This is a genomic window from Micromonospora halophytica, from assembly GCF_900090245.1.
Classification (GTDB): Bacteria; Actinomycetota; Actinomycetes; order Mycobacteriales; family Micromonosporaceae; genus Micromonospora; species Micromonospora halophytica.
Genome location: NZ_FMDN01000022.1, coordinates 23,379 through 41,603, shown reverse-complemented (window position 1 = coordinate 41,603; position 18,225 = coordinate 23,379). Strand labels below are relative to the sequence as shown.

The window sequence follows — 18,225 nt, the reverse complement described above, 5'->3', positions numbered from 1 at the left end:
GACGACCTGGGCAGGCGAAGCACGGGGTCACCCTGCCGATGCCTCGCTCGGCCCGGCGTCCGTGCCGCATGCCGACGTCGAGGACGAGCTGACACGCGACGACGGGGAGCGGCGGGTCGGGCCGGAAGACGGGCTGCCCGGCCCGCCGACGGGGTCTGCGGAGGCGGAGGGTCCCGACGAGCAGGATCTCGCCGATGAACCTGAGGAGGCGGTCGACGCCGGTCAGGTCCTGGCCCGGCTCGCTTCTCTGCTCGGTGCCCCGTCCCTGATCGATGTCGGCGACGTACGAGTGCGGGGCCAGAACGCGACCGGGCCGGGGGCGACCGCGATCGGCACCGTGAACATCACCACGACGGGCGTGGGCTCCGGCGGCCGGACCTGGTCCGAGACGCTCAGTGGAGTCTGGGTCCGGCAACTGGCCGACGGCTACGCCCCGACCCCGAGCGACCAGCAGCTCGACCGGCACCTCAAACAGCGTCATCTGGTCTGCCTGTCGGGGCCGGAGGGGACGGGGCGGCAGAGCGCGGCATGCCTGGCCTCCGCCCGCCGACACGGCTTCGACCATGTCGCGGTCCTCGACGCGGAGCAGTTGACCGACCTGCTGCGCCCTGACGCGCCGTTGCGCGCCGGTTACGGCCACGTGCTGCGGCTGACCGACGGCGTGGTTGGCGAGCTGGACGGGATGACCCTCGTCGCTCTGGCCGCCCGCGCCGAGACGGTCGGCAGCACTCTGCTGCTGGTGGGGGACTTCGGACGGCGCGACCACGCGTTCGCGGGGCACCTGGTGCCGCACCGCCCGGCGGCTCCGGTGGAGGTGTTCCGGGCACAGTTGCGCCGCCTGTTGCGGGGACGCTGCGTCGGGTGGTGCTCCGACGACTGCGTAGGTGACTGCCTCGACGCGTACCTCGACGAGTGCGTGGCGCACCCGCTCCTCTCGGCCCACCTGTCCGGTGGTCCCCGGGTGAGCGAGGTCGTACGGCTGGCGGAGCTGATCGGGCAGGCGCCCCCGCGAGCTGCCGACTTCACCGAGCGGCTGGAGCGGTTGCTGCCGCGTCAGCTGCGTGAGCGGGCGACCCGCATCCTGGCCGTCGAGGACACGTCGTCCGCTGCCGGTCCGTGGAGCGCCGAGCACCGCCGGGCGTTCCGGTTGTCGTGCGCCGTCCTGGCGGGACAGCCGGTGGCCGAGATCCACGCTGCCGGTCGACTGCTGGCGGCGTCCGGGCCGATCGGTGAGTTCCCCGGTCCCGCGCCGGCGAGCCTCACCGGCGGGACGGTCGACGCGCTGCTCGGCCCCGCGCTACGGCAGGCGGTCCTGCTGGTCGACGACGATCGGCCGACGGGCGGGCGGCGGCTCGAGTTCTCCGCCGGCAACGACCAGCTGCGGACCAGCCTGTTGGAGGTGGCCTGGTCGGACTGGTGGCTCCCGGAACAACTGCTCGGCTGGCTGGCCGAGCTGGTGCGGACCGGTTCCCCCGGCGTGCGGGAGGCTGCTGCGGGTTCGATCGGCTGGGCCGCCCGGCACGGGGTGCGGGCGGCGCTCCACACCGTCGATCTTCTCGCGAGGGAACGCCGGGCGAGCGTGCGGCAGGCGGCCGCCGTCGCTCTGGTGGCCATGGCCATGCAGCCGCAGTTGCGGCAGCGGGTCCGGGTGGAACTGGACCGGTGGGCGGCGAACGGACCGGCGCATCTTCGGGACACGGTGGCCAGGGCGTACGCATCGGGGCTGGCCCGCCTGTGGCCGGACGCGGCGCTCGTCCAGCTTCGCCAGATCGCCGAGGCACGGATGCAGCGGTGGCACAACTCGGTGGTGCGCGGCCTGGTCGAGGTGCACGCCGCCGGTCATGAGGAGCGGGTGCTGCCGGCCCTGGCCGAGTGGAGCACCTCGCCGGATCCGGAGGTCCGGCTGCACGCCGGCCGTGCCCTTCGCGTGCTCGCCGACCGGTGGGCACCGGCTCCCCGGGAGCACTGGCCGGAGCTTCTCGACATGGTGCGTGGCGGCACCGTGCCCATGACGGACCTGGTCACCTGCTGGGCCGCCGCTCTCAGCCTCCCCGGCACCGCCTACCGCTCGTGGCGCACGCTCGGCTTCTGGTTGAACCGCGCCGACCGGCAGCCCGAGGTCGCGGCCTACTGCCTGGAGCTGCTCGCCCGGCTGGTGACGGGGCGGGAGCCGCTGCGCCGCCGCCTGGAGCATCAGCTCCGACATGTCTGGGCTCCGCTGATGCCCCGCAACACCCTGCTCGACGACGTACGACGACTCACCACCGAGGAACCCCGATGAGCACTCATGCCGACCCCAATGCCGGAGCCCGCCCGTCCGTCCCCGTGCAGGCGGACCGCCGCCGCTGGTGGCACGCGTTGTTCCCGCCGACGACGCCCGTCCCGGCGGCTCCGCTCCCGCCGCCGGTGCCGCCGACGGTGTCGTTCCGTCAGGACGCGCCGCAGCCGATCCTGGTCCCGGCGAGGGGGGACGCGTTCGACTTCCACCTGCACGCCGTCTACGTCTGGACCGCCCGGCACATGACGTTCGAGGAGTTGCGCTTCCGCGCCGAGCGTTACCTGAGCTGGGCCGGCGGGATCATCCGGGACCGGGCGGTCGATCTCGCCCGCGAGTACGAGCCGCACCGCTCGCACGATCTCGAACGGGCTCTCAACGACCGGTTGGCGGGCCAGCGCTGGCCCCGGAACGAGAACGCACCCCAGTTCTCCGCCCAGGTGCGGGTCCGTCCCGATGAGCGGGTCCGGGAGCGGCTACGGCCGTACTGGGAGGAGCGGATCAAGCTGGAGTGCGACCACGAGCTGCAGAAGATCAGGGCACGTCAGGCCGACGATCTGACCCGGCGGTGGTGCGCGGTCCTGCAGGCGCTGGAGGACGATCCGGTCACCGCCCACGCCGCGCGGCTGACCGGGGAGCAGTTCGCCGAAGTCTTCCGCCGGTACGTCGAGGAGCGCCGGGAGATGGTGCCCGACCTGGTCAGCCTGCTGCGGGAGGCGGTGCGGGGGCACAACGACCTGAACCTGGGTCCGTCGGAGTACACGCAGGCGTGGGATGCGGCGCTGCGGACGTACGAGCGGCAGCACGGGCTCTCGGAGCGGGTCAACTGATCGTGCGGCGGCCGTCCCCCGGCACCGGGAGGGCCGCCGCACCCGGTTTCATCCGGTGCTTCCCGGGGCGACGGGTGGGCCCGCCGCCCCGGGGCGTGCGCGCGGGTCCCACCCGCCGGTGCCGCGTCCCGGGTGGTGGCAGCCGTCCGGGACGCGGCGGAGGCGGATCAGCCGGTGAACGGCAGGCTGATCCGGGAGGAGTCGCCGATGCCCAGCGTGGTCGGGCTGCCGCCGATGGCGTTCCAGACCTCGACCGTGACGGTCCCGTTGACGAGGTCGCCGAGGGTTCCACTGGCGGTCAGCAGGCCCTGCTGCGCACCGTAGGACTCCCAGCCGGGCAGCGGGTCGGTGGCGAAGTAGCGGTACGTCTCCACCCGTTCGACGGTGCCGTCGCCGGTCAGGTCGTACGACACCCGGGCCTGCACGCCGTTGCCCACCGCCGTGCCGGCGTCGACGGCCAGCTGGAACGTGGTGGCTCCGCCCCGGTGGTCGCCGTCGAGGCCGCAGGCGGTGAAGACCAGCGGGTTGCTCGGCGTGCCGTCGTGGTTGCCGTTCGCCGCCGGCACCGTGGCGCTGCCGGTCGGGCCCTGGTCGACGCCCATCGCGCCGCCGACCAGCAGGTACTCGACGGGCTGCACCCGGTGCCGGCCGGTCGGGCAGGTCGGCGTCGGGCTGGTCGTGGTGGTCGCCGTGGGGCTGGGATCCGGGCTGGTGGTGGTGGTCGGCGTGGGGCTGGGCGGCGGGGTGCCGCCCGCGGTGAACGAGTTCAGCTCGATGCCGGCTGCGCGCGGGTCGCCGTCGTGCACCAGGGACTCCTGCGCCTGCACGTCGTCGAAGGCGAAGCCGTACGCCTTCCCGTCGACCATGTGCGCGTGCACGATCCGCGAGTAGTGGTTCGTCAGGTCTCCCCGGTAGAAGTCGGCCGGTCCGCCGCCGGGCTGGGTGTCGAGGGTGCCCAGGGTGGAGCGGTGCAACGCCGCGCAGAGGGTACGGGCGATCGGCCCGACCACCAGGTCGTTCGGTGCGGCGAGCGCCCCGTCGCAGTCCCAGACGTCGGAGCTGGACGGCTTGGTGAAGCTGGCGACCTGCCGGCCGGCGGTGTCGGTGAAGGTCATCGTGGTGCCGCTGGTCCGGCCGAAGTACTTCACCTCGGGCTGCGCGGCGAAGGGCACCACGGTCAGCGTCCGGGTGGTGTACGCGTTCCACGCCTCGGTGATGTACGGGTCCAGGTAGGTGGCGCTGAACAGGCCGGCGTCGGCCGCCTTGCCGGGGGAGAGCACCCGCAGCACCGTGCCGTCGGCGCGGGTCTGCACCGATCCGCCCCAGCCGGGCTGGGCCCGGACGGCGTCGATGACGGCCTGCCGTCCGCCGTCGACCACCTCGCCGGTGCGGCGGGTGACCCCGTCGGCGCCGGTCACGGTGACCGCGTGCGGGACGGCGAACATGTCGACCTGGGAGCTGTTGAGCCAGAGCCCGGCGTCGTTGTAGGTGAACTCGGACCAGTCGAAGAGGATGTCCCGGTTGGGGTCGCCGGCCGCCCAGGGGGCCGGCTGCACCAGGCCGTCCGGGGTGAGGGCGAAGCGCAGCTTCTCGCCGAAGGAGAAGTAGACCCGGCCGGAGAGGTTGCGGGGGATGCGCAGCGTGGTGCTGCCGCCCGGCGCGGGGCCGGCGATGGAGACGTCCGGGGCCGGGGTGGGGGGCAGGCCGCCGGCGGGCCAGGGGGTGAAGGTCCCGGCCGCGTCGACGTACCCGAGCCGTCCGGAGCCGAGGTCGACGCCGAGCACGTAGAGGTGGACGGCCTCCGCCCGGCCGGTGTGGTTGGTGACGGTCATCGGGAGCTGGTTGGGGCCGACGGCCTGGGCGAGCGATGCCGCCGTCACGACGGAGGTGGCGCTCGCCAGGACGAGCGCCAGCAGGACGCGGGTCAGCCTGGTGGGGGTACGCAAGGACGACTCCTTCGGCCCGGGAGGGCCCGGTAGGCCGGCTGCCGCGGGTCGGTGGTGGCGGTGGCCGGGTGCGGGACGGGGGCGTCTCACCGGATCGGGACGGTCCTGTGAGAGCGCTCTCTCAGAGAGCGCTCTCACAGCATCGGGGCCGCATGGGCTCCTGTCAATGCGGACGCGTCCCGGGCGGTCGACCCGGGGGAGGTGATCGGGGTCACCGGCGGCATGGCCATGCAGCAGGGCGCATGAACTTGCACTGCATCCGTCGCGCCACTAACCTTCACTGCATAGTCATGCGGAGGTGAGTATGGGCATTCGAGTAGCGGTCGCGGGTGCGAGCGGGTACGCCGGGGGCGAACTGCTGCGCCTGATCGCCGGTCACCCGGAGTTCGACCTGGTCGCCGCCACCGCGCACAGCCAGGCCGGTCAGCCAGTCACCGCCGTACACCCGCAGCTCGCCGGCCTGGACCTGGTGTTCGGGGCGACCGACCCGGCGACCCTGGCCGACGCGGACCTGGTCTTCCTCGCCCTGCCGCACGGTCAGTCGGCGACCCTCGCCGCGGCCCTGCCGGAGACCGTCCGGGTGGTCGACCTCGGCGCCGACCACCGGCTGCACGACGCCGACGCCTGGGCCCGCTACTACGGCGGCCCGCACGCCGGCGCGTGGACCTACGGCCTGCCCGAACTGCCCGGCCAGCGCGCGGCGATCGCCGCCGCCACCCGGGTCGCCAGCACCGGCTGCTACGCGGTGGCCACCACCCTCGCGCTCGCCCCGCTGATCGCCGCCGGCGCGGTGTTCCCCGCCGACGTGGTGGTCGTCGCCGCCTCCGGCACCTCCGGCGCGGGCCGGGCCGCCAAGGCCCACCTGCTCGGCAGCGAGGTGATGGGCGACCTGTCGCCCTACAAGGTCGGCGCCCACCAGCACGTGCCGGAGATCAAACAGGCCACCGGCGCAACCAGCCTCTCCTTCACCCCGGTCCTCGCGCCCATGCCGCGCGGCATCCTGGCCACCGTCACCGCCGTGCCCACCGGCGACGCCGACCCACGCGACGTGCTGGCACAGGCGTACGCGGACGCGCCCTTCGTGCACCTGCTGCCCGAGGGCGCCTGGCCGCACACCGCCGCCACCGCCGGCGCGAACTCCTGCCACCTCCAGGCGGCCGTGGACGTCGACGCCGGCCGGGTGATCGTGGTCAGCGCCATCGACAACCTGGGCAAGGGCGCCGCCGGCCAGGCCGTGCAGAACGCCAACCTCATGCTCGGTCTCCCCGAGACCACCGGACTGTCCGTCTACGGAGTCGCGCCATGACCGTCACCGCTCCCCGGGGCTTCCGGGCCGCCGGTGTCGCCGCCGGGCTCAAGGCCAGCGGCGCCGCCGACGTCGCCCTCGTCGTCAACGACGGCCCCGACGCCGGGGTAGCCGGCGTCTTCACCGCCAACCGGGTCAAGGCCGCGCCGGTGCTCTGGACCCAGCAGGTCGTCCGGGGTGGCGTGGTCCGCGCCGTGGTGCTCAACTCCGGCGGCGCGAACGCCTGTACCGGCCCGGCCGGCTTCCAGGACACCCACGCCACCGCCGAGCACACCGCTGCCGCGCTCACCTCGGTCAGCCCCCGGTTGATGCTCGGGGCCGGCGAGGTCGCGGTCTGCTCCACCGGCCTGATCGGTGAGCGGCTGCCGATGGACAAGCTCCTGCCCGGGGTGCGCGGCGCCATCCGGGGCCTCGCCCGCGACGGCGGCCCGGCCGCCGCCGAGGCGATCATGACCACCGACACCCGGCCCAAGACCACCGTGGCCAGGGGCGCCGGCTGGACCGTCGGCGGCATGGCCAAGGGCGCCGGCATGCTCGCCCCCGCCATGGCCACCATGCTCTGCGTGCTCACCACCGACGCGGTGGCCGGGCCGGAGGCCCTGGATGCCGCGCTGCGCGCCGCGACCCGGGTCACCTTCGACCGGATCGACTCCGACGGCTGCATGTCCACCAACGACACGGTGCTGCTGCTGTCCAGCGGCGCGTCCGGCATCGAGCCCACCGAGGCCGAGCTGACCGCCGCGGTCACCGCCGCCTGCCACGACCTGGCCCAGCAGCTGATCGCCGACGCCGAGGGCGCCACCAAGCAGATCGCCATCGACGTCGTCGGCGCGGCGAGCGAGGACGACGCGGTGGAGGTGGGCCGCTCGGTGGCCCGCAACAACCTGGTCAAGACCGCCCTGTTCGGCAACGACCCGAACTGGGGCCGGATCCTCGCCGCCGTCGGCACCACCGCCGCCGCGTTCGAGCCGGACGGTGTGGACGTCGCGGTGAACGGGATCTGGGTGTGCCGCTCCGGCGCCGCCGCCGAGGAGCGCGCCAAGGTGGACCTGACCGACCGGGACGTCACCATCCGGATCGACCTGCACGCCGGCGACGCGGCGGCGACGGTCTGGACCAACGACCTGTCGCACGCGTACGTGCACGAGAACTCGGCGTACTCGACGTGAGCGCGAGGAACGCAGCGCAGCGGAGTCCCGCAGTCGTGAACGTAAGGAGGGCACCGGTGAGCGCGAGGAACGCAGCGCAGCGGAGTCCCGCAGTCGCGAACGTAAGGAGGGCTCGGACGTGAGCCTCTCCGCCGACCTCACCCGGGCCCAGGCCAAGGCCGAGACGCTGATCGAGGCCCTGCCCTGGCTGGCCCGCTTCTCCGGCGCCACCGTCGTGATCAAGTACGGCGGCAACGCCATGGTCGACCCCGAACTCCAGCGCGCCTTCGCCGCCGACATGGTCTTCCTCCGGTACGCCGGACTCCGGCCGGTCGTGGTGCACGGCGGCGGCCCGCAGATCTCGGCCATGCTCGGCCGGCTCGGCATCGCCAGCGAGTTCAAGGGCGGCCTGCGGGTCACCACCCCGGAGGCGATGGACGTCGTCCGGATGGTGCTCGTCGGGCAGGTCGGCCGGGAACTGGTCGGGCTGATCAACGCGTACGGCCCGTTCGCCGTCGGCCTCTCCGGCGAGGACGCCGGCCTGTTCACCGCCGTGCGGCGGCCAGCGTACGTCGACGGGGAGCCGGTCGACGTCGGGCAGGTCGGCGACGTCGAGTCGGTCGACGTCTCCGCGGTGGCCGACCTGATCACGGCCGGCCGGATCCCGGTGATCTCCACCGTCGCGCCGGACGTCGACGGGGTGCTGCACAACCTGAACGCCGACACCGCCGCCGCCGCGCTCGCGGTCGCGCTGCAGGCCCGCAAGCTGGTCGTCCTCACCGACGTCCCCGGCCTGTACGCCGACTGGCCCGACCGCAACAGCCTGGTCAGCGAGATCACCGCCGACGAGCTGGAAAAGCTGCTGCCGTCCCTGGAATCGGGGATGGTGCCGAAGATGGAGGCCTGCCTGCGGGCGGTACGCGGCAAGGTGCCCGCCGCGCACGTCGTCGACGGCCGGGTCGCGCACTCCACGCTGCTGGAGGTCTTCACCTCGGAAGGATTCGGAACCATGGTGACCGACTCATGAGCACGCTGGTCGAACGCTGGGGCCAGGCCCTGATGGACAACTACGGCACCCCGCCGCTGGCGTTGGTCTCCGGCTCCGGCGCGGTGGTGGTCGACGAGGCCGGCCGGGAGTACGTCGACCTGCTCGGCGGCATCGCGGTCAACGCCCTCGGCCACGCCCACCCGGCCGTGGTGGCCGCCGTGTCCAAGCAGGTCGCCACCCTCGGGCACGTCTCGAACCTCTTCGTCGCCGAGCCTCCGGTGGCGTTGGCCGAGCTGCTGCTGGCCCTGGCCGGCCGGCCCGGCCGGGTCTTCTTCGCCAACTCCGGCGCGGAGGCCAACGAGGCGGCCTTCAAGCTGTCCCGGCTCACCGGCCGCTCGCACGTCGTCGCCACGCAGGGCAGCTTCCACGGCCGCACCATGGGGGCGCTGGCGCTCACCGGCCAGCCGGCCAAGGCCGACCCGTTCCGCCCGCTGCCCGGCGACGTCACCCACGTCCCGTACGGCGACGTCGCCGCCCTGGAGGCGGCCGTCACCGACGCCACCGCCATGGTGATCCTGGAGCCGATCCAGGGCGAGAACGGCGTGGTCGTACCCCCGGCCGGCTACCTGGCCGCGGCCCGGCGGATCACCGCCCGGCACGGCGCGCTGCTCGTCCTCGACGAGGTGCAGACCGGCGTCGGCCGCACCGGGCACTGGTTCGCCCACCAGGCCGAGGGCGTCGAGCCGGACGTGGTGACCCTGGCCAAGGGGCTCGGTGGCGGGCTGCCGATCGGCGCCTGCCTCGCCTTCGGCCGGGCCGCCGCACTGCTCGCCCCCGGCTCGCACGGCACCACCTTCGGCGGCAACCCGGTCAGCTGCGCCGCCGCGCTCGCGGTCGTCGCCACCATCGCCAGCGAGGGACTGCTCGACCACGTCAAGCGGACCGGCGAAAGGGTGCGCCGGGGCGTCGAGGCGCTCGGCCATCCGCTGGTGGCCGAGGTACGCGGCGCCGGGCTGCTGCTCGGCATCGTGCTCACCGAGCCGGTCTCCGGCCCGGTGGCCGCCACCCTGCGCGACGCGGGCTTCCTGGTCAACCCGGTGCAGCCCGGGGTGGTCCGGCTCGCCCCGCCGCTGATCCTCACCGCCGGGCAGGTCGACGCCTTCCTGGCCGCCCTGCCCGCCGCCCTGGACGCGGCAGCCCCCGCCCCGACCCTGACGACCGGCACGGAGGCCGACGCATGATCCGGCACTTCCTGCGTGACGACGACCTGACCCCCGCCGAGCAGTCGGCCGTGCTCGACATCGCCGCGCGGATGAAGACCGACCGGTTCGCGTACCAGCCGCTCGCCGGGCCGCGCTCGGTGGCGGTGCTGTTCGACAAGCAGAGCCTGCGTACCCGGATCTCCTTCGACGTCGGCATCGCCGAACTGGGCGGGCATCCCCTCGTGGTGGACACCCAGGTCACCCACTTCGGGCGGGGCGAGACGCTGGGCGACGCCGGCCGGGTGCTGTCCCGCTACGTCGCCGCGATCGTGCTGCGCACCCACGGCGACGACCGGATCGCCGAGGTCGCCGCGCACGCCGGCGTGCCGGTGGTGAACGCGCTCACCGACGACTACCACCCCTGCCAGCTCCTGGCCGACCTGCTCACCGTCCGGGAACGCTTCGGCGCGACGCAGGGGCGGACCCTGGCGTACGTCGGGGACGCGGCGAACAACATGGCGCACTCGTACCTGCTGGCGGGGGCGACCGCCGGGATGCACGTGCGGATCGCCGGGCCGGTCGGCTTCCACCCAGACCCGGAGATCGTGGCCCGGGCCGAGAAGATCGCCACCGGCACCGGCGCGTCGGTGCGCGTGCTGGTCGACCCCGTCGACGCGGTGCGCGGCGTGGACGTGGTCGCCACCGACACCTGGACCTCCATGGGCCAGGAGGACGACGGGCTGGACCGGATCACCCCGTTCCTGCCGTACCAGGTCAACGACGGGCTGCTCGCCCACGCCGGGCCGGAGGCGATCGTGCTGCACTGCCTGCCCGCCCACCGGGGCGAGGAGATCACCGACGAGGTGCTCGACGGGCCGCGCAGCGCCGTGTTCGACCAGGCGGAGAATCGTCTGCACGCCCAGAAGGCGCTGCTGACGTTTCTCCTGGAGGCATCGACACCATGACCGCCCCGCTGACCCGCGCCGCCCGGCACGCCCGCATCGTCGAGCTGATCCGGGAGAAGGTGATCCGCTCGCAGACCGAGCTGGCCGACCTGCTCGCCGGTGACGGCATCCAGGTCACCCAGGCCACCCTGTCACGGGACCTGAAGGAGCTGGGCGCGGTCACCGCCCGTGGTGGCGACGGCCGGGCCGTCTACGTCATCCCCGAGGACGGCCACCGGCCGCTGCGTGACGCCGAGGCGGCCCCCGCCCGGCTGGTGCGGCTGCTGCGCGAGCTGCTCAACGGGGTCGACGCCAGCGGCAACATCGCCGTGCTGCGCACCCCGCCGGGCGCAGCCCAGTATCTGGCCAGCGCGTTGGACCGGGCGGGCCTGTCCGAGGTCGTCGGCACCATCGCCGGCGACGACACCATCCTCGTCGTGGCCCGCGAGGCCGACGGCGGGGCCGCGCTCGGCGACAAGCTCGCCGGCTGGGCCCGCCGGGAAGAGAACGTTGAAGGGGGCACCACACCATGACCGAGCGGGTCGTCCTGGCGTACTCCGGAGGTCTCGACACCTCTGTCGCCATTCCCTACCTGGCCGAGCAGACCGGCGCCGAGGTGATCGCGGTAGCGGTCGACGTCGGGCAGGGCGGCGAGGACCTCGACGCCATCCGGCAGCGCGCTCTGGACTGCGGGGCGGTCGAGTCCGAGGTGGTCGACGCGCGCGACGAGTTCGCCGCCGACTACTGCCTGCCGGCCATCCGGGCCAACGCCCTCTACATGGACCGCTATCCGCTGGTCTCCGCGCTGTCCCGGCCGCTGATCGTCAAGCATCTGGTCGCCGCGGCGCGCAAGCACGGCGGCACCATCGTGTCGCACGGCTGCACCGGCAAGGGCAACGACCAGGTCCGCTTCGAGGTCGGCCTGGGCGCGCTCGCTCCCGACCTGAAGATCGTCGCCCCGGCCCGGGACTTCGCCTGGACCCGGGACAAGGCCATCGCCTTCGCCGAGGAGAAGGGGCTGCCGATCGACGTGTCGACGAAGTCGCCGTACTCCATCGACCAGAACCTGTGGGGACGCGCCGTCGAGACGGGCTTCCTGGAGGACATCTGGAACGCACCCGTCGAGGACCTGTACTCGTACACGTCCGACCCGGCCGAACCGCGCGACGCCGACGAGGTCGTCGTCACCTTCGACGCCGGCGTCCCGGTCGCCGTCGACGGTGAGACGGTCACCCCGTACCAGGCGATCCTGGAGCTGAACCGGCGTGCCGGCGCGCAGGGCGTGGGCCGGCTCGACATGGTCGAGGACCGCCTCGTCGGCATCAAGAGCCGCGAGGTGTACGAGGCCCCGGGCGCGATCGCGCTGATCACCGCCCACCAGGAGCTGGAGGCGGTCACCGTCGAGCGGGACCTGGCCCGGTTCAAGAAGGGCGTCGACCAACGCTGGGGCGAGCTCGTCTACGACGGGCTCTGGTTCTCCCCGCTCAAGGACAGCCTCGACGCGTTCATCGACGACACGCAGCGGCACGTCTCCGGCGAGGTGCGGCTGACCCTGCACGGCGGCCGGGCCACCGTCACCGGCCGACGCTCCGAGGCCAGCCTCTACGACTTCGGCATGGCCACCTACGACACCGGCGACACCTTCGACCAGTCGCTGGCGAAGGGATTCGTGCAGTTGTGGGGCCTGCCCAGCAAGATGGCCGCCGCGCGGGACGCCCGGCTGGGCGGTGCCTGATCGTGGGAACCACAATGGGCGGCGTGGACGACAAGAGCCTGACCGAGAACAGCGCTGCCACCAACCGGACGAGCCTGTGGGGTGGCCGGTTCGCCGGCGGCCCCGCCGAGGCCCTCGCGCGGCTGTCGGTGAGCGTCCAGTTCGACTGGCGTCTCGCCCCGTACGACATCGCCGGCTCCCGGGCGCATGCCCGGGTGCTGGCGGGCGCGGGGCTGCTCGACCCGGAGGAACTGGGCCGCATCCTGGCCGCGTTGGACGACCTGGAGGCGGCCTGCGCCTCCGGGCAGTTCCGTCCGACCATCGACGACGAGGACGTGCACACCGCCCTGGAACGGGGTCTGCTGGAGCGGCTGGGCAGCCTCGGCGGCAAGCTGCGCGCCGGCCGGTCCCGCAACGACCAGGTCGCCACCGACCTGCGCCTCTACCTGCGTGACCACGCCCGGGGCGTGGCCGCCCGCCTGGTCGAGCTGGCCGAGGCCCTGGTGGAGCAGGCAGAGCGGCACGTCGAGACGGCCGCGCCCGGCATGACCCACCTGCAGCACGCTCAGCCGGTCACCTTCGGGCACTGGCTGCTGGCGCACGTTCAGCCGCTGCTGCGTGACCTGGAGCGACTGCGCGACTGGGACCACCGGACGGCGGTCAGCCCGCTGGGCGCGGGCGCGCTGGCCGGCTCCGGCCTGCCGCTGGACCCGGTGGCCGTCGCCAAGGAGCTGGGTTTCCGGACGTCCTTCGCCAACTCGATGGACGCAGTCGCCGACCGGGACTTCGTCGCCGAGTTCCTCTTCGTCACCGCGATGGTCGGGGTGCACCTGTCCCGCCTCGGCGAGGAGGTGGTGCTCTGGACGTCGCAGGAGTTCGGCTGGGTCGAGCTGGACGACGCCTTCGCCACCGGCTCGTCGATCATGCCGCAGAAGAAGAACGCGGACATCGCCGAGCTGGCCCGGGGCAAGTCTGGCCGGCTCGTCGGTGGGCTGATGAGCGTGCTCACCATGCTCAAGGGCCTACCCATGACGTACGACCGGGACATGCAGGAGGACAAGGAGCCGGCCTTCGACGCGGTCGACACCCTGGAGCTGCTGCTGCCCGCGCTCGCCGGGATGATCTCCACGATGACGGTGCGGGTCGACCGGCTGGTCGCCGCCGCGCCGGTGGGCTTCTCGTTGGCCACCGAGGTGGCCGACTGGCTGGTCCGCAAGGGCGTGCCGTTCCGCGACGCCCATGAGATCACCGGCAAGCTGGTGGCGCTCTGCGTGGCCCGGGACTGTGCCCTCGACGAGGTCTGCGACTCCGATCTGGCCACGGTCAGCGAGCACCTCGACCCGAGCGTGCGCGACGTGCTCTCGGTCCGTTCGGCGCTGGCCGCCCGCACCACCCCCGGCTCCACCGGCCCCGGCCCGGTCGCCGACCAGCTCGCCGCCGCGGCGGACAAGCTGGCCGGCTGGCGGGAGTGGGCCGCCGAGCGGGTCGTACCCCGCTGAGGTCGTGACGGCCGGTCGCGGCGCGCGGAGGTGTTCCCCCGCGCGCCGCATTCTGCGTCACGGTGTGGGTCGTTCGCGCTTCGGCAGCTTCGCCACCACCGCGTCGTACGAGGCGTCGACCGCCTCGAACAGCTCGTCGTCGCCGATGCCGCCGTCGAGCCGCAGCGTGTTCCAGCCGTACCGGCCGAGGTAGGGAGCAACCTCGGCATCGTCCGGGTGCCGGTGCAGCCACTCGTCGGCCAGCGTCCGGTCCGGGCCGCACTTGACCCACACCCGGGGCGGATCGTGCGGAGCGCCGAGGAAGGCGAAGATGCGGCTGCCCACCTTGGCCACTTCGGTCTCCTCCCAGGGGCGGTCCAGCCAGGCCGCCGGCAGGCCCAGGCAGTACGCCAGCATCTCGTCGCGGGTCATCGCGTCCTCCCGTCCCGACCGGGCCCCAGTCTGACAGCGCCACCCGCCGCCGTGCCGGCCCTGCCGACAGGCGGCAGCCCATTGACGGGCGGCGGCCGGGCCGGTGGGGTGACGGTGGCGCGGTGGCTGCTGTCGTCGCGGTTTCCCGGCCGGCCATCGCGCGGGCCCAGCCGTGCGCGGGTGCCGGTCGGTGCTTCGCCGACGGCCTCCCTCGTCGCGCTCAGTGAGCAGTGGTGATGTTCACTCGCCGTCACCTTCGCCGTGGGGCGGTGGGAGGGGTGTCGCCGCCTTTGCTCTGCTGCCACCCACGCACCACTGGCATGAGCTGCCTATTTCCGTTTTGGTCGGCGCGACGCCGACCCACCCTCGCGTCACGCTCTGTGCCTGGTGCGCCGATGGCAGCAGAGCAAAGCGTGTGGAGGGGCCTCGCCGCCCCGGAGCTGTCGTTGCTATCGGTGACCGGGTGACCGGGTGACCTGGCGACCGGGTGACGGGGCGACCGGGTGACGGGGCGACCGGGTGACCGGGTGACCGGGCGACCTGTGGCCTGTGTCCGGGGCCCGAGCGGAGTGCCCGGTGCCCCGGCCCGGTGCCCCGGCCCGGTGCCCGTGGCCGGTGCTCGGTGCTGGTGGCCGTGGCCGGCTACCGTCGCCCGCCAAGCGAAGCGGACGCCGCCTGCGAGCGCACGTCGCGCCCGCCGATCCGCCGATCCGGCTGCCGGTCAGGCGGTGCGGGCGACGATCCGCTCGTACCGCTGCTTGGCGGCCTGCGCGCTGCCCAGTCCGAGGCCGAACGCGATCGCCTGCCAGGTGAGCCCGCGGGCGCGGGCCAGCGACAGCAGCCCCGCCTCCAGGGTGTCCAGTTCGGCCCGCAGGTGTGGCAGCAGGGTCAGCGCGGCGGTGAGGTCGTCGCCGTCGACCGGTTCCTCACCGGGCTCCGGCTCGACGCCGCCGGCCGCGAGAGCGGTGACGACGGCGACGGCCTCCCACGGGTCGGCCACGTACGGGTTCGTGTGGCGGCGTCGGCGCGCGTCGGTGCCCGCGTGCCGCTCGGTGAGCCGGTGCAGCGCGGCGTAGGTGCGCTCGGCCCGGGCCCGGGCGGAGTTGGGTGCGGTGAATTGCTCCATGTCACCATCAGACGCCATCAACGATGCATTGTCAACGCTTCGTTGAAGAATTCGTGCTGCTGCGTAACGACGGGCTGTTGCGGCAGGTGGCGAACCAGCGGCCGACCCGGTTGACCAGGGCCGCGTACCCGATGCCCAGCGCCAGCGAGGCCGCCAGGGCGACCAGCGGCAGGTCGCGCAGATGCGGGTAGACCTGCCAGTGGGTCAGGTAGATGTAGAGCGAGCTGCCTGCGAGGACGCTCGCCACCCGATTCAGCGGCCCGAGGCTCGGCACGGTCGGCAGCCAGATCAGCAGCGCGAATCCGGCCACGATCAGCGCCTCCCGGCCGGGCTGGCCGAAGAATCCTGGCACGGTCGCCGCCGCGGCGGCGGTCACCAGCAGCCGCTGTCGTACGCCGTCGGCGCGGGCGGCGGCCCAGCCGAGCGCGAAGAGCCAGAACGCCACGAGCGCGGTGGGCAGGTTGTGGCGGGCGTCCAGGTCGAACACGTCGTACCGGCTGAGCAGCCCCAGCCCGGCGAGGGTCATCGGCAGGGCGAACGGGTGCCGGCGTTCCAGCCGGTCGATGCGGGGCACGGCCAGCAGGGCGGCCACCCCGATCAGGATGTAGACCAGCGCCTCGATGAACCAGAAGTGCCACTCGGTTGCCCCGTCGTCCGGGCCGAGGAGGCTGTGCGCCAGGAGCAGCGTGCTCAGCCGGTACTGGTCGGTGACCACGAGCATCGCCGCGATCCAGGCCATGGTGGGCAGGACGATCCGGGCCAGCCCGGCGCGGACCTGGCGCAGCCGGTCGGTGCGGCCCGCGTCGGTGAGCTGAAACCGCGCGAAGTTGAAGCCGGCCACCCCGAGCAGCAGGTGCGCGCCGCCGGTGAGGGTGAACAGCGGAATGTGCGAGCCGACGATCAGCACGATGGCGATCGCGCGCACCGCGACACTCGTCTCCAACGTTCGGCGGTGCCGGGGTAGGCCGGCCCTGGGCGCGGGGAGGGCGCCGATCGGCACGGTGTGCCAGTTCGGCGGGAGCTGACCGAGCACCTGCTCCAACCGGACCGACATCTCGACGTACGACAGCGAGTCGCCGCCGAGGTCGACGAAGCTGCGCTCCGGGGTCACGTCGGTGCGGTCGAGCACCTCGGCGTAGAGCCGGCACAGGTCGTCGCCGGGCGGCGCGGCGGGCGGGGGAGCCGCGATGAGCGTACGCAGCGCCGGGTAGTCCACCTTGCCGGTGGCCAGCCGGGGCAGCGCGTCCACCGGCAGCACCCGTACCGCGCGCGGCGGCAGGCCGACCTCGTCGCCGACCAGCCGGCGGACCCGCTGCGGGTCGGCGTCGCCGGCCAGCGCGACCAGCAGCTCGTCGTCCGCGCCGAGGCAGGCGGCGCTGACGTCGTGCGCGGCGAGCAGCGCCTCCACCTGCTGCGGGTCCACCCGCAGGCCGAGGATCTTGGCGAACCGGCTGCGCCGGCCGACGATCTCGTACAGGCCGTCCGGGCCGCGCCGGGCCAGGTCGCCGGTGTGCAGCTCCTCGACGGTACGTCCCGAGCCCAGGTCGGCCGGGCGCTCGGCGTAGCCGAGCATGACGTTCGGGCCGGCGTACACCAGCTCGCCCACGTCGTCCGGCTGGTCGGCCACCGGGGCGAGGCGGAAGGCCCCGCCCGGCACCGGCACGCCGATCGCCTCCGGCCGGCTCGACGCGAGGTCCGGCGGCAGGTACGCCATCCGGGCGGTCGCCTCGGTCTGGCCGTACATGACGAACAGGTCCCAGCCGTTGCGCCGGCCCAGGTCGGCGTAGCGGACCACCTTGTCCGGCGCGAGCCGGCCGCCGGCCACGGTGACGTAGCGCAGGTGCGGCAGCTCCAGCGCGGCGAAGCCGACCCGGTCGAGCAGGTCGAACGTGTACGGCACCCCGGCGAAGGTGGTCGCCCGTGCGTGCCGGAACAGGTCCCAGAAGCAGGCGTCGGCGACCGAGCGGTCGGTGAGCACCAGCGCGGCCCCACGGGCCAGGTGGCTGTGCACCACCGACAGGCCGTAGCAGTAGTGCAGCGGCAGGCTGGTCATCGCCCGGTCGGTGTCACGGATGCCCAGGTAGTCGGCGATCGCCTCGGCGTTGGCCTGGAGGTTGTCGTGGGAGAGCCGGACCAGCTTCGGCGAGCCCGTCGACCCGGAGGTGCTCAGCAGCAGCGCCAGGTCGGGGTGCAGGTCGTGGGCGGTCCCTGCCCGCCGTTCGTGCAGCGTCCATTCGCCGTCGGTCGGGCCGATCACCACGTCCGGGTCGTACGCCTCGGTCAGCGTCCCGGCTGCCGGGCCGTCGCCGGGGACCAGCAGCACCGGGTGCCCGCCGTGCAGGGCGCCGAGGTAGGCCACCAGCGCGTCGAGCGTGTTCGCGCTGGTCACCAGGACCAGCCGCCGGCGGGTGCCGAGCTGTCGCGCGATCTGCGCGACCCGGGCGGCCAGTTCGGCGTACGACAGCACGCCGTCGGTCGTCACGACGGCGGGACGCGCGCCGTGGCGGGCCAGATCGCGGACGAACGGCACTGCGCGTACGGCGGGAAGCAGGTGGGACAGGGGTGCCACGGTGGCAACTCTAAGGTAAGGCAATCCTAATGACGAGGCAGGGTGGTGAGTCACACGCGCTCGGTGTGCCCCCTTGGCCAGCGACGACCCGGATCGGCGCCCGGTGCCGATCCTGGCGGCCAGTCTGCTGGTGGAGTACCGGGGCAACCGTACCGCGCTGCTGCTCTACCTCGGCGCGTTGATGGCCGAGGGGCCCGCGACCAGCTCGCCCAGCTCAATCCGGACCGGGCCCCGGACCTGCACGAACGCTTCATCTCCTGGGCCCGG

Annotated in this window: 14 protein-coding genes; 10 read left to right on the top strand and 4 right to left on the bottom strand. The window is 73.6% G+C overall.

What is annotated here, in order from left to right; all coding sequences use genetic code 11:
* Window positions 1-61: 61 nt before the first annotated feature.
* Entirely contained in the window at window positions 62-2,281 is a 2,220-nt protein-coding gene (locus tag GA0070560_RS23130; protein ID WP_091301389.1) for a hypothetical protein, read from the top strand.
* The gene (locus tag GA0070560_RS23125) at window positions 2,278-3,105 is read left to right on the top strand and encodes a hypothetical protein (protein ID WP_245675670.1); all 828 of its coding nucleotides are present in this window, start codon (window positions 2,278-2,280) and stop codon (window positions 3,103-3,105) included. The genes GA0070560_RS23130 and GA0070560_RS23125 overlap by 4 nt, the downstream gene beginning before the upstream one ends.
* 167 nt (window positions 3,106-3,272) lie before the next feature.
* On the opposite strand, the gene GA0070560_RS23120 is transcribed toward GA0070560_RS23125, so the two are convergent.
* The gene (locus GA0070560_RS23120) at window positions 3,273-5,051 is read right to left on the bottom strand and encodes a glycoside hydrolase family 64 protein (RefSeq protein WP_245675669.1); all 1,779 of its coding nucleotides are present in this window, start codon (window positions 5,049-5,051) and stop codon (window positions 3,273-3,275) included.
* A gap of 304 nt (window positions 5,052-5,355) precedes the next feature.
* Between GA0070560_RS23120 and argC the strand changes: the two genes are divergently transcribed.
* The 8 genes from argC (at window position 5,356) to argH (ending at window position 13,852) form a co-directional block, all read left to right on the top strand.
* Complete coding sequence (argC, locus tag GA0070560_RS23115) at window positions 5,356-6,357, top strand: N-acetyl-gamma-glutamyl-phosphate reductase (protein WP_091301388.1); 1,002 nt, start codon at window positions 5,356-5,358, stop codon at window positions 6,355-6,357.
* Entirely contained in the window at window positions 6,354-7,526 is a 1,173-nt protein-coding gene (gene argJ / locus GA0070560_RS23110; RefSeq protein WP_091301386.1) for a bifunctional glutamate N-acetyltransferase/amino-acid acetyltransferase ArgJ, read from the top strand. The genes argC and argJ overlap by 4 nt, the downstream gene beginning before the upstream one ends.
* Window positions 7,527-7,644: 118 nt before the next feature.
* Window positions 7,645-8,532: an acetylglutamate kinase gene (gene argB, locus GA0070560_RS23105; RefSeq protein WP_091301384.1), complete on the top strand. Its 888-nt coding sequence runs from the start codon at window positions 7,645-7,647 to the stop codon at window positions 8,530-8,532.
* Complete coding sequence (locus GA0070560_RS23100) at window positions 8,529-9,734, top strand: acetylornithine transaminase (protein WP_091301382.1); 1,206 nt, start codon at window positions 8,529-8,531, stop codon at window positions 9,732-9,734. Before argB ends, GA0070560_RS23100 begins: the two co-directional genes overlap by 4 nt.
* Window positions 9,731-10,660 (top strand): ornithine carbamoyltransferase, encoded by a 930-nt coding sequence (gene argF, locus GA0070560_RS23095; RefSeq protein WP_091301380.1) that lies wholly within the window; start codon window positions 9,731-9,733, stop codon window positions 10,658-10,660. The genes GA0070560_RS23100 and argF overlap by 4 nt, the downstream gene beginning before the upstream one ends.
* Window positions 10,657-11,172 carry an arginine repressor gene (locus GA0070560_RS23090; protein WP_091301378.1) on the top strand — a complete coding sequence of 172 codons (516 nt, stop codon included), beginning with the start codon at window positions 10,657-10,659 and terminating at the stop codon, window positions 11,170-11,172. The genes argF and GA0070560_RS23090 overlap by 4 nt, the downstream gene beginning before the upstream one ends.
* Window positions 11,169-12,374, top strand: a complete 1,206-nt coding sequence (locus GA0070560_RS23085) for an argininosuccinate synthase (protein WP_091301376.1) — start codon at window positions 11,169-11,171, stop codon at window positions 12,372-12,374. The genes GA0070560_RS23090 and GA0070560_RS23085 overlap by 4 nt, the downstream gene beginning before the upstream one ends.
* A 14-nt stretch (window positions 12,375-12,388) precedes the next feature.
* Window positions 12,389-13,852, top strand: a complete 1,464-nt coding sequence (argH, locus tag GA0070560_RS23080) for an argininosuccinate lyase (protein WP_091301374.1) — start codon at window positions 12,389-12,391, stop codon at window positions 13,850-13,852.
* A gap of 57 nt (window positions 13,853-13,909) precedes the next feature.
* Here the strand turns inward: argH and GA0070560_RS23075 are convergent, their stop codons facing one another.
* The 3 genes from GA0070560_RS23075 to GA0070560_RS23065 form a co-directional block, all read right to left on the bottom strand.
* Window positions 13,910-14,263: an MmcQ/YjbR family DNA-binding protein gene (locus tag GA0070560_RS23075; RefSeq protein ID WP_091301373.1), complete on the bottom strand. Its 354-nt coding sequence runs from the start codon at window positions 14,261-14,263 to the stop codon at window positions 13,910-13,912.
* Between the two features lie 721 nt (window positions 14,264-14,984).
* A complete protein-coding gene (locus GA0070560_RS23070; protein WP_091301371.1) occupies window positions 14,985-15,389 on the bottom strand; it encodes a DNA-binding protein in 405 nt (134 codons plus the stop codon).
* Between the two features lie 31 nt (window positions 15,390-15,420).
* The gene (locus GA0070560_RS23065; protein WP_091301369.1) at window positions 15,421-17,958 is read right to left on the bottom strand and encodes an AMP-binding protein; all 2,538 of its coding nucleotides are present in this window, start codon (window positions 17,956-17,958) and stop codon (window positions 15,421-15,423) included.
* Window positions 17,959-18,225: the final 267 nt, after the last annotated feature.